The organism is Streptococcus macacae NCTC 11558, assembly GCF_000187995.2.
Classification (GTDB): Bacteria; Bacillota; Bacilli; order Lactobacillales; family Streptococcaceae; genus Streptococcus; species Streptococcus macacae.
Genome location: NZ_AEUW02000001.1, coordinates 1,905,343 through 1,916,985, shown reverse-complemented (window position 1 = coordinate 1,916,985; position 11,643 = coordinate 1,905,343). Strand labels below are relative to the sequence as shown.

General features: G+C 38.6%; 14 protein-coding genes and 1 pseudogene. All 15 read right to left on the bottom strand.

The annotated features are described in order from the left end of the window. Nucleotides 1-63 precede the first annotated feature (63 nt). Nucleotides 64-414: a hypothetical protein gene (locus STRMA_RS09295; RefSeq protein ID WP_003082299.1), complete on the bottom strand. Its 351-nt coding sequence runs from the start codon at nt 412-414 to the stop codon at nt 64-66. 164 nt (nt 415-578) lie between these two features. Continuing rightward, nucleotides 579-1,033 (bottom strand): annotated as a pseudogene (locus tag STRMA_RS09290) (DUF5085 family protein). Next, nucleotides 1,033-1,491 carry a hypothetical protein gene (locus STRMA_RS09285; RefSeq protein WP_003081378.1) on the bottom strand — a complete coding sequence of 153 codons (459 nt, stop codon included), beginning with the start codon at nt 1,489-1,491 and terminating at the stop codon, nt 1,033-1,035. Before STRMA_RS09285 ends, STRMA_RS09290 begins: the two are co-directional and overlap by 1 nt. Before the next feature lie 160 nt (nt 1,492-1,651). After that, nucleotides 1,652-2,386, bottom strand: a complete 735-nt coding sequence (locus STRMA_RS09280) for a hypothetical protein (RefSeq protein ID WP_003078659.1) — start codon at nt 2,384-2,386, stop codon at nt 1,652-1,654. A 118-nt stretch (nt 2,387-2,504) separates the two neighbouring features. Then, a complete protein-coding gene (locus tag STRMA_RS09275) occupies nt 2,505-3,245 on the bottom strand; it encodes a hypothetical protein (RefSeq protein ID WP_003079536.1) in 741 nt (246 codons plus the stop codon). Further along, nucleotides 3,245-3,406 (bottom strand): hypothetical protein, encoded by a 162-nt coding sequence (locus STRMA_RS09820; protein WP_003082312.1) that lies wholly within the window; start codon nt 3,404-3,406, stop codon nt 3,245-3,247. The genes STRMA_RS09275 and STRMA_RS09820 overlap by 1 nt, the downstream gene beginning before the upstream one ends. Beyond that, nucleotides 3,406-4,077: a hypothetical protein gene (locus STRMA_RS09270; protein ID WP_003081418.1), complete on the bottom strand. Its 672-nt coding sequence runs from the start codon at nt 4,075-4,077 to the stop codon at nt 3,406-3,408. The genes STRMA_RS09820 and STRMA_RS09270 overlap by 1 nt, the downstream gene beginning before the upstream one ends. A 4-nt stretch (nt 4,078-4,081) precedes the next feature. Beyond that, entirely contained in the window at nt 4,082-5,542 is a 1,461-nt protein-coding gene (locus tag STRMA_RS09265; protein WP_003078568.1) for a T7SS effector LXG polymorphic toxin, read from the bottom strand. A 149-nt stretch (nt 5,543-5,691) separates the two neighbouring features. Beyond that, nucleotides 5,692-5,997: a DUF4176 domain-containing protein gene (locus STRMA_RS09260; protein ID WP_003081864.1), complete on the bottom strand. Its 306-nt coding sequence runs from the start codon at nt 5,995-5,997 to the stop codon at nt 5,692-5,694. After that, nucleotides 5,990-6,883, bottom strand: a complete 894-nt coding sequence (locus tag STRMA_RS09255; RefSeq protein ID WP_003079070.1) for a hypothetical protein — start codon at nt 6,881-6,883, stop codon at nt 5,990-5,992. The genes STRMA_RS09260 and STRMA_RS09255 overlap by 8 nt, the downstream gene beginning before the upstream one ends. An 8-nt stretch (nt 6,884-6,891) precedes the next feature. Further along, a complete protein-coding gene (locus STRMA_RS09250) occupies nt 6,892-7,785 on the bottom strand; it encodes an LTA synthase family protein (RefSeq protein WP_003082489.1) in 894 nt (297 codons plus the stop codon). 6 nt (nt 7,786-7,791) lie between these two features. Next, complete coding sequence (locus tag STRMA_RS09390; protein ID WP_003080038.1) at nt 7,792-9,405, bottom strand: T7SS effector LXG polymorphic toxin; 1,614 nt, start codon at nt 9,403-9,405, stop codon at nt 7,792-7,794. A gap of 153 nt (nt 9,406-9,558) precedes the next feature. Further along, complete coding sequence (locus STRMA_RS09235; protein ID WP_003079404.1) at nt 9,559-9,864, bottom strand: DUF4176 domain-containing protein; 306 nt, start codon at nt 9,862-9,864, stop codon at nt 9,559-9,561. Further along, on the bottom strand, nt 9,857-10,744 hold the full coding sequence (locus STRMA_RS09230; protein WP_003080547.1) for a hypothetical protein: 888 nt from the start codon (nt 10,742-10,744) through the stop codon (nt 9,857-9,859). The genes STRMA_RS09235 and STRMA_RS09230 overlap by 8 nt, the downstream gene beginning before the upstream one ends. 8 nt (nt 10,745-10,752) lie before the next feature. Beyond that, nucleotides 10,753-11,643: a hypothetical protein gene (locus STRMA_RS09225; protein WP_003079882.1), complete on the bottom strand. Its 891-nt coding sequence runs from the start codon at nt 11,641-11,643 to the stop codon at nt 10,753-10,755.

The following is an 11,643-nucleotide window of genomic DNA, read 5'->3' as shown; positions in this document are numbered from 1 at the left end:
TTTATTCCAGTCTCCTCCAACTCTATATGCTAACTCTAGTTTTCCCTATCTAATATCTTAATATCAGCTTTCTAACGCATAATATTCTTTGCGAAATTCCTGAAGTTGTGACGTTAAACTGTCATAGCGTTCTTGTTGATGTTTGAGCTGCTTTTCTAAAAACTCATAAGCAGACTGTCGTAAGTAGTTCTGACGCTGCTGAAGGGTTGACAATAAAACGGCATTTTCTTGAGATAACTCATAGTAATCCAAGTAACCCAATTCAGATAAGCTTAAAGCAAAATCTTCATCTATTTGTGACTGTTGCTTTTTAAGCTCAACCTGCTCATTTTCTAAGCTTTCTGCTTCAAATTTTAGCTTAGCTATTTCATCTTCTAACTCTAAACGTTTTTGTTTTTCTTCTTTATTTTTCATAACTTGTCCTTTGTCTAAATTATTTGTGCTGCATTTCCCTTCACCTCTTAGTACCTTATTGCACTCGAAACAGCAAAAGAGAGAGAACAACTCTGTCCTCTCCAGATGTTAAGTTAAGTCCCTTCGCTGCAGGTGGCTATGAGACGCTAAAACAGCTGCGGCAATCAATAGGCATAGCCCAGCAGGACCGTGACACTGCCAGGCTCTTCTGGGTTTAAAACATGATAAAAGGGAGTATATTGTTCCTGATCATTTTGATCTAAAGTCCACAATAAGCGAGCATAAGCTTCTTGGTCAGCTCTTCATAATCATGATCCAGCGAAATCATAATCACGTTGTTAAGCTCAAAGTAAGAGGAAAAGCGCATCCCCTCAATTTCAATATAATCTTCTTCTAAAGGGAGGAAAAATTCAATCGCCATCTCCCCTTCATAAGGCACATTATTGAGACTATAGACGAGCGGGCCGGCTGGGTGCCCCCCTGCCGCCTCAACCGCTGCCATAAAAGCATCTAGTTCTGCTCGCATCTGACTCACGTGAAAAGTCTTACGCTTTCTAATCACATAGCGAGCTTCAAAAATAGCTTCGTTAGTAACTCCTTCTGCTACAATATAATCCATTACACTTCCTCCCAACTGCTATAGGCATCAACCCATATACCTTCTGCACTAGGGTGATACAGCACGTGATAGACAGCTAAGCTGCTTAAATCTCTGTCAGCGTACTTGGCTGCTAAATCGTCATAATAGTCCTGCAAATCAGCTGACCTAAAACTAGCAAAATCCTCACTCTCAATAAACAGTTTATCTTCAAAATAAAGCGGGTATACATCATCACTTGTCGGACGTATTTCATTGCCAAATGTCGTGAAGATAAGCCAATTTCCTGCTTGAGAAAAAGGATAGCTTTTAAAACAAACAGGCCCATCTGAATAGACTGTATCCAGCATATCCTCAATAAACTCCCAGCATAAAGGATAGACTTCTTGACAAAGCTGATCAATTGGGACAGCTGTTAACCCGCTTTCTTTATAGCCAAATAATTGATAAAGGCTTAATTTTTTAGATCTGATTTCCATAGATTTCCTCTTACATTCTTTCTAAACGAGATGGGGTCTTTCAAGCTAAACCGCCCTCCTACTGTTTTTAAACCATCCTTGGCAAGATCTGTAGCGGATTTATTGCCAAATTCCTTAACTTTGAAATTCATATACCTGCTCTACACCAATAACGGTATGATTAAAGAGAATCATCCTCCGGATGTTTTCTGATATAAACAGCCGCATAAAAGGCATCAACGATGACAGCGGATAAAGTGGAGGTTAGTAAAATTCCCAAGAAGACACCAAAAGCATTGGCAATATAGCCAGTTAATACAGCTGGCACAAACAAAACCACTCCAAAGGCTGCTCCAAAATTGGTCAGCCGCTCTTTTTTCTTACCTTTCACTTTGACACCATAAGTCTCCCACTGATTAATCTTCCAAACCTTTCCTTGATTTTGAGGCAGGTAATGCCAAGCGTAAAAACCACAGGTAAGGAAAAAGAGCAGTAACATGGGAATGACGTAAAACAAGGTCAAGTCTGAATCATAAACAGTTCGTGCACTAAGAGAACTTTCATTTGAAACAAACATCAATAGTCCAATAAAGGTTAACTCAACTAACACTGTCCAAGAAACCAAAGCTATTAAAATGTATATCAAGGGTTTAAAGCGATTTATCAAAGAGTTAAAACGAGCAATTAAAATACTTAGTACGTTAATAATGACACAGGTAAGAAATAGGATTTTGATAATACCAATATCATCCTTGTAACCGCCACCAAAATACAAAAACAAACTAATCGGCAAGCTAATCCAGGGATAGATTTTAATATAACCTAGACTGACACCATTTGTAATTAGTGGACCATGATATCGTTCTTTAATATTATTAGTTTCCCCCGATTTATTATTTAGTTTTCTTCTACTCATTAGCTAAACCACTCTCCTACTGTTTTTAAACCATCCTTGGCAAGATCTGTAGCGGATTTATTGCCAAATTCCTTAACTTTGAAATTCATATACCTGCTCTACACCAATAACGGTATGATTAAAGAGAATCATCCTCTGGATGTTTTCTGATATAAACAGCCGCATAAAAGGCATCAACGATGACAGCTGGCAGGGTCAATGTAAATAAAAGTCCCAAAAAAACACCAAAAACATTGGCAATATAGCCAGTTAAGAGAGCTGGAACAAACAAAACCACCCCAAAAGCTGCTCCAAAATTGATCAGTCGCTCTTTTTTCTTACCTTTCACTTTGACACCATAAGTCTCCCACTGATTAATCTTCCAAACCTTTCCTTGATTTTGAGGCAGGTAATGCCAAGCGTAAAAACCACAGGTAAGGAAAAAGAGCAGTAACATTGGAATGACGTAAAACAAGGTCAAAGGGTGATCGTAAATTACTTTCGCACTAATAGTACTGCCATTTGAAGAGGATACAAACATCATCAAAGTAATAAAATCTAACCATAACAGTGTTGTCCAAGATACCAAAGCAATCAATACATAAGCCAGAGACTTAAGGCGATTCACTAGAGAATGGAAAAAGGAAAAAAGGATACTGGCGACATTGATAATGATACAAATTAAGAAAAGACCTTTAATAAGACCTAACTGATCCCCATATCCCCATCCAAAAAAGAGAAGGAAAGAAAAGGGCAAATTAATCCAAGGATAGATCTTAAGATAGCTTAGACTGACCCCACCGGTTATCAAAGGCCCATGATAGCGATCTCTGGGAATAGTATTCTTAGGTGTTTTGCTTTGCTTTTTTGTCTTTGTCATCAGTTAAACCACCCTCCTACTGTTTTTAAACCACCGCCAATGGCATCTGTGGCGCCTTTTAAACCATCCTTGGCAAGATCTGTAGCGGATTTATTGCCAAATTCCTTAACTTTGAAATTCATAAGCCAAGACATTCCCATACCTACCGCAGCATAAGCCATTAGGGTGAATCATCTTCTGGATGCTTTCTCACATAGACAGCTGCATAAAGGGCGTCAACGATGACTGCAGAAAGAGTAGAGGTAATCAAAAGACCCAGAAAAATACCAAAAGCATTTTCAATATAGCCAGTTAAGAGAGCCGGCACAAATAAAACCGCTCCAAAAGCTGCTCCAAAATTGGTCAGCCACTCTTTCTTCTTACCCTTTGATTTGACACCATAAGTCTCCCACTGATTAATCTTCCAAACCTTTCCTTGGTTTTGAGGCAGGTAATGCCAAGCGTAAATGCCACAAGCGAGGAAAAAGAGTAAGAACATGACTGCGTTATAAACAGCCGAAATGATTGAGTACAATCCACTATTTCCTACACACATTACTAAACCAATAAAATTAAAGTCAAGAACTAAAATAAAGGTAATCAATGCAACCAGCATATAAGTAAAACTCTGAAAACGAAGAAACAGACGCTGACTAAAAGACCATAAAATACTAAAAAGACTAACCGAAACACAAAATATGAACATGCATTGAAAGATTCCAACCTTATCAATAAAAGTAGTCCCCCATAAAGATACTGAAGATACAAAAAGACTTATCCAAGGGAATAGCTTTATATATCCAAGGTTGGCTCCGCTTTCAATCAAGGGACCATGATAACGCTCATTTCTCATATTATTAACCTCCAAATAAGGCTTTTAAACCAACTTTAGTAGCACCGGTTAGGGAGGAACTCTCCGACTTACTCCATTTACGATTCATAAGCCAAGACATTCCCATACCTACCGCAGCGCCAACAACGGTGCCAACTGGTCCGCCAATCATGGTGCCAACGGCAGCACCGGCATAGGCAGCGCCAGCACCAGAACCTAAGTCAACCGCTGTATCCACTGAAAAGTTGCGAATCTTCTTCCCCATGGAAGATGTCTTATCATCAAAGAAATTCTCCTTGATATTGGAGCCCACATTGATAACGGTTCCCGCAGCTCCCAGTATCTTACTGCCCTTAGCCCATTTGCTGGCCGATTGAAAGCCCTTAAATTCACGCAAAGGGTTGAGCGAGTTTTTCAGGTTCTCCTTAGCGGCCTCCTTACCGAAAGACCCGGCATCTTTCAAGGCATTCTTCCAGCCTGTTGACTGGACTCCCCGTCCGATATTGGTCTTTCGAATATCCGTTTCACCGGTTACTTCCTGGAAGGTTTTTGCCGTCCGGTTCTTATAAACGCGCCCGCTGTCCCTGTTATAGAGATTGATTTGGTTTGACCCCATTCGCACGCGGCCTTTAGAGTCAACAACGATTTTGCGGCCATTGATAAAGGCCTTTTCTCCTTTGTAAGTGATATAAGCGTCACGCATTTTCAGTGCATTCTTGCTCCACTTGCGAAGGCTGGAAGGCACTTTATCTTTCAGCATCCAGTCCAGTGCTTCCTCATAGGAAATGCCTGCCTTTTTCGCAAGTTCCTGAGCTCCCTTGTTGAGATCAGCTTCTGCCAGTTTGGCCTCCCGCTTTTCCCACTGGGACTTAATCGTCTTGGTCCAAGCCAACTCCTTCTTACTGGGCAGGGTGAATGTGCCGTTAAAACCTGAGATCCCGCTTTGCAGCTGAGAAAGCCCCGTATTGACCGCACTCTCTAAGCCTGCAATATCGCTGAAAAAGCCAGAAGATTTAGCATTGTACTCCCGGAGCTTGCGCAGCTTCTCTTCCAAATCCCGCTTAGTCCCCTCATCAGCACTAATCGCCTGATCGAAAGACTGCGTATCCGCAGCGCTGTCAATGCGTTTCATAGCCGTTTTAGTCGCGCGGTTGGTAGCAAGCGTAGAGTTCAAGGCATGGATCTGAGCTGTTAAGGTCTCTTCATCCAAATCCTCACTGCCGACACTGGCACGGTATTCATCCGGCAGCTTCTTGATATCGGCCTTAGCCGCCTCTGCCAGAAGGACAAAGGCTTGGGCTAAAGGCTTGACCACACTGCTGCCATAGTTCTTGATATTGCTGTAGGCTGAACCAGACAGCCTGTCTTCATTAGCCAGCTGGTCTATGGATTTGACCAGCTGTTCAAAACCAGCCTTATAATTATCAGCAAGCGTTCCTACTGAGCTGGCTTGGGTATCAGAGCTCCCTAATACCATTTTGACCATAATAATTATCCTTTCCTTGGTTCTTGATTAATCAAGCCGTCATTTGAGACAAGAGCGTAAATGAATGGCTTTCCTAACCTAAAAGCTCAGCACTTCCAACTGAAACTTTTAGATTAAGAAGTCAGCGAACTGACTGCTTAACACTATCATTAAATTTCTTTTCTAGGAACCGTGAGGTCAGCTTCCCAGTCATGATAAACTGCCATAAAGCGTTCCTCTTCTTCGTCACTGTAACCTTCAAAGACCACCTGATCAATATTGTCATGCTGGAAAAAGAGGGTAGACTCCGTTTGGAAGCCTTGAGGGTAAAGCACCCCCATGTAATCCGCCAATACTGGCTCATTAGTATCCGGATCATCAAAGATCACACCGCGGCCGACAATCACTAGCTTTTGTGTGCCTTCTTCCAAGTACACGATACTGCCTAAAGGCAGTAAGTCTTTTGATTTATTCATTGTTTAATAACTCCTTATGTTTTTTCAAATATTTTTTGCCATACCATTCTTCTAAGCTTTTACCTTCCCACTCGCGGTATTCCTCTGGGTATTTCCATTTGTAGTAGGCTTCTAAAAAGAAAGGTAATTCCATAAAGGTGAGTATTGCAATAAGTGCTATGTTCAAAAGAATCCATGTTAAAAAAAGGCCTAAACCTTCCATTGAAGTTGAAAATTTTATAGAAAAACTTTTTAAAATAATGTTGATCATAACACCAAAGCCTAAAATCCCCATTCCATAAATAGCTATTATATTGGCAATTTTATCTTGTAGAGTGGGAGAATTAATTTCACCATAAATTCGTTTTTTTAAACTTCTGATTTCTCTTCTTAACATCAAATAAGCCAACAATGCCATAAGTCCGAAAATTGCAAAAATACCCCATACTGATAATATTGGTAAGGATACAGTGATTCCCAGCAAATTCAATTCTAGCATAAACCATATCATAAAAGTTATAATATGAAAACGATAACGATAAGGCAGAATATAAGAGCGCCTAAAGAATTTCCCCACTAATACCAGCAACAACCAAATCAGTAAACAAATTAAATAGACTTCAACTGTTAGCAACGGATACCGAGAGATAGGTAATCTTAAATCCTTAGGATCAGAATCATGCAAGGATACTGCAAAAACAAGAAACATAAAATTTACGCCTATTGGAAACAATAAACTAAAAATGATACTTTGAATTCTAAACCCAAAGGAAAGTTTCCCTCTCTTAAAAGCCTTTCCAAGCTTATTGTAATAATCCTTTTTCTGAAACTGCAAAAATCCATCATCTTCTAGATTAAGACTCTCTTCAAAACTGGCTTGAAATAGTGACTCTTTCGTCTTCGTCATATCTTTAATTACTGCAGCTCCTTTTTCAGCAGTTCTGGATGCTTTTTCAAATACTTTTTGCCATACCATTCTTCTAAGCTTCTACCTTCCCATTCACGGTATTCTTCTGGATATTTCCATTTGTAGTAGGCTTGAAGAAAATAGGGGATACCAATAAAAATGGTTATTGCTGATATCATTAAATTTGCTACTAGGACCACTAATGACATTCCTAAATTTTCTAATGATGCTGAAGGTTTCCCTAAAATGCTTAATAGTAATTTATTTAAAATAGTTATTATTGCTAAGATACCTAAGCCGTAAATTCCTATGAACTTTGCTATTTTATCTAGTAATTTAACTTTGTAATTTTGATGATATAGTAACATTTGCAAACTAGTTATTTTTGAATGATACATAAGATAAAACAAAGCTATTAACATAAGAATCACAGCCAAAATAATATATAAAGGCAGATTAGATAAGAATATATCTATAGCTAATAGATCTAATACAAGAACCAACATAATCATAAAACTATAACAATGAAATTGATAACGATAGGGTAGTACGCTCGCCTGTCTAAAAAATTTTTTGCCTAAAACAACGAGAAATAACCAAACAGTAAGTAAAGCAAAATAAATTGGAAAATTTAATAAATTATGATGCGGAGGGGAGAATGATAATTTTTTAAAGCTGCTACTTTGGAACTGTTTTGATAAAAGAACCCATAGACAATTAAGACCTATTGGAAAAATTAATGTTAATAGAAAGCTTCTAATTTTAAACCATAGTGATGGCCGACCAGAAACGAAAAATTTTTCAGTTTTATTGTGTGCCTTTTTTTGTAAATTAATCATACTATCATTCTTCAGTTTTAAACTTTCTTCAAATGACGCTTGAAAAATAGATTTTTTCTTCATAGCTTATCACCCAAAACTAAGAGCCTTTCCTATGCCACCTATTGTATTAGAAACTGTATTCGCAGCTCCTTTAATAGCTTTTCCAGCCGACTTTACAGTAGTGTCAATAGCTTCTTTGGCCTTATCATAACCTTTCATTGCTAAATTCTGTGCCCCATCAATCCATCCCGCTTTATCCATTGCCCATATAGCAGTCCCCACTACAAGACCAATACCTGCACCAACTGGTCCACCACCTATAGTGGCACCTATAGTAGCACCTTCTAGCGGTCCAACACTCTTGATAGAAGAAAAAGTACCTGCTATTGCTGCCTTACCAACATCATGGGACTTCGTATATTCCTTAGCCCCCCCTGAGACACCAGAAATAGCAATATCTGCGTAGGTTAAAGCTACAGCTCCTTTTTCAACTATCTTTGCTCCTTTACCTAAAAACTTAAGGGTTCCCGCTATTTTACTATCGCCCTCAGCAACTTTTGATAATGTTTTATAGACTTTTGTATTTTTTAGTCCTTCTGATACGGCTGATTTCACTGGATCTGCTAGTATTTTTAAGCTCTTCCATGCATCTTCTGTAACTTTAACCACTTTTCCAGCTTTACTGTTCTTAATCATGACTCCAAGGCCTTCATATTTTGACAGACCGTTTAAAATACTGTCAACTGCTTTTTTTCCTGTCACTCCTTGTTGTTCAACTCCGGCTAGGATTTCCCAAAAACCTGGTGATTTTAAAAGTTTTGCTGTCATAGTTTGTGGCATAAATTTCAAAGCCTCACTAAGATGTTTCGCAGTATCACTATCCATCACATCTTTAAACTGTTCATAGAGAGTTTTCTGATTTTCCTGCTGCTTTAGCGCCCTTTTAACTTTCTCATCTAACTTGATATTGGGATGCGCCTTTTGGTAAGCCTTAATCGCCTTGGCGTCTTTAGCATTAAGAGCTTCGCCCTTATTGACTTTAGCGACAGCTCTCTGATAAGCCTCCCGCTTTTCCCACTGGGACTTAATCGTCTTGGTCCAGGCCAACTCCTTCTTACTGGGCAGGGTGAAAGTCCCATTAAAACCTGAGATCCCGCTTTGCAGCTGAGAAAGCCCCGTATTGACCGCACTCTCTAAGCCTGCGATATCGCTGAAAAAGCCAGAAGATTTAGCATTGTACTCCCGGAGCTTGCGCAGCTTCTCTTCCAAATCCCGCTTAGTCCCCTCATCAGCACTAATCGCCTGATCGAAAGACTGCGTATCCGCAGCGCTGTCAATGCGTTTCATAGCTGTTTTAGTCGCGCGGTTGGTAGCAAGCGTAGAGTTCAAGGCATGGATCTGAGCTGTTAAGGTCTCTTCATCCAAATCCTCACTGCCGACACTGGCACGGTATTCATCCGGCAGCTTCTTGATATCGGCCTTAGCCGCCTCTGCCAGAAGGACAAAGGCTTGGGCTAAAGGCTTGACCACACTGCTGCCATAGTTCTTGATATTACTGTAGGCTGAACCAGACAGCCTGTCTTCATTAGCCAGCTGGTCTATGGATTTGACCAGCTGTTCAAAACCGGCCTTATAATTATCAGCAAGCGTTCCCACTGAGCTGGCTTGGGTATCAGAGCTTCCTAATACCATTTTGACCATAATCGTTAGTTATCCTTTCCTTGGTTTTTGATTAATCAAGCCGTCATTTGAGACAAGAACGTAAATGAATGGCTTTCCTAACCTAAAAGCTCAGCACTTCCAACTGAAACTTTTAGATTAAGAAGTCAGCGAACTGACTGCTTAACACTATCATTAAATTTCTTTTCTAGGAACCGTGAGGTCAGCTTCCCAGTCATGATAAACTGCCATAAAGCGTTCCTCTTCTTCGTCACTGTAACCTTCAAAGACCACCTGATCAATATTGTCATGCTGGAAAAAGAGGGTAGACTCCGTTTGGAAGCCTTGAGGGTAAAGCACCCCCATGTAATCCGCCAATACTTGCTCATTAGTATCCGGATCATCAAAGATCACACCGCGGCCGACAATCACTAGCTTTTGTGTGCCTTCTTCCAAGTACACGATACTGCCTAAAGGCAGTAAGTCTTTTGATTTATTCATTGTTTAATAACTCCTTATGTTTTTTCAAATATTTTTTGCCATACCATTCTTCTAAGCTTTTACCTTCCCATTCGCGGTATTCTTCTGGATATTTCCATTTGTAGTAGGCTTCTAAAAAGAAAGGTAATTCCATAAAGGTGAGTATTGCAATAAGTGCTATGTTCAAAAGAATCCATGTTAAAAAAAGGCCTAAACCTTCCATTGAAGTTGAAAATTTTATAGAAAAACTTTTTAAAATAATGTTGATCATAACACCAAAGCCTAAAATCCCCATTCCATAAATAGCTAGCTTACTGGCTATTTTATCACTTAAGCTAGGAGAAACATCTGTTCCATACAGAAGAGTTTTGAGGCGTCTAACTCTGCCGGTAAACATGACATAGGCTAAGAGTAACATCAAGCCAAAGATAGCAAGAATTCCCCAAAGAGATAAAGCCGGTAGGGAGACATCAATTGCTAATAAATCAAGTTCTAAACCTAACCAAATAATAAAAGTAATGACATGAAAACGATAGCGGTAAGCTAAGATATAGGTTCGTCTAAAGAGCTTGCCAATTAGCACTAGTATTAACCATATCAAGAGGCAAATGAGGTAAACTTCAATTGTTAGTAAAGGATATGGGGAAATAGGTAATCTCAAGTCTTTAGGATTAGAATCATGTAAAGATAGTGAAAAAACAAGGAACATGAAATTCGTACCAACAGGAAAAAGGAAGGTAAGAATTAAGCTCTGAATGGTAAACCAAAAGTTTGGTTTACCTCTCTTAAAGGCTTTGCCAAGCTTATTGTAATAATCCTTTTTCTGAAACTGCAAAAAACCATCATCTTCTAGATTAAGACTCTCTTCAAAACTGGCCTGAAATAGTGATTCTTTCGTCATATCTTTAATTACTGCAATCCCTTTTTCAGCAGTTCTGGATGCTTTTTCAAATACTTTTTGCCATACCATTCTTCTAAGCTTTTACCTTCCCATTCACGGTATTCCTCTGGGTATTTCCATTTGTAGTAGGCTTGGAGAAAATAGGGAAATTCTAGAAAAATAAGCATCGCAATGATAGCTAAATTGGCAATAAACCAGGTTAATAGTAATCCCAAACCTTTTAATGAATCAGAAAATCCACTTGTGAAAATTGAAAAAAATTGCTTAATAAGTACCGCTAACCCTAAGATACCTGTGCCATAAATAGACAATATTTTAGCAACTTTATTTTGTATTGTGATAGCGGACTTTTCTGCATATAAAAGTTTTCTTATGCTACGATATTTAATTCCAAACATCCAATATCCTAATAATAATATTGCCATAAAAAAAATTAAAATTCCCCATACAGTTAATGTTGGTAAGGTGAGTTCTATTCCAGCTAAATCAAACTCTAGAACCAACCAAATCAAATAAGTTATAGTATGAAAATGAAACCGATATGGAAAAAGGTATAGCCTTTTTATTCTTTTTCCAATTAGTACAAATACTAACCATATTAGTAAACAGCAGAAATAAACTTCAACTGTTAATAATTCATGTTTGGATATTGGTATTGTTAAATTTTCAGCATCATCTCGTAACACCATAAGAATAGGTACCAATATAAAATTGAGCCCAATTGGAAAAAGAAGTGTTAGCACTAAACTAATAAGTCTAGTTTTTAAAGAAAAATATCCTTTTTTAGGAAATTTGGCTAATTTCTTATCTTGTTCTTTTAATTGATATTGAAGAAATCCATCATCTTCCAGATTGAGGCTTTCTTCAAAACTGGCTTGAAATAGTGATTCTTTCGTCAT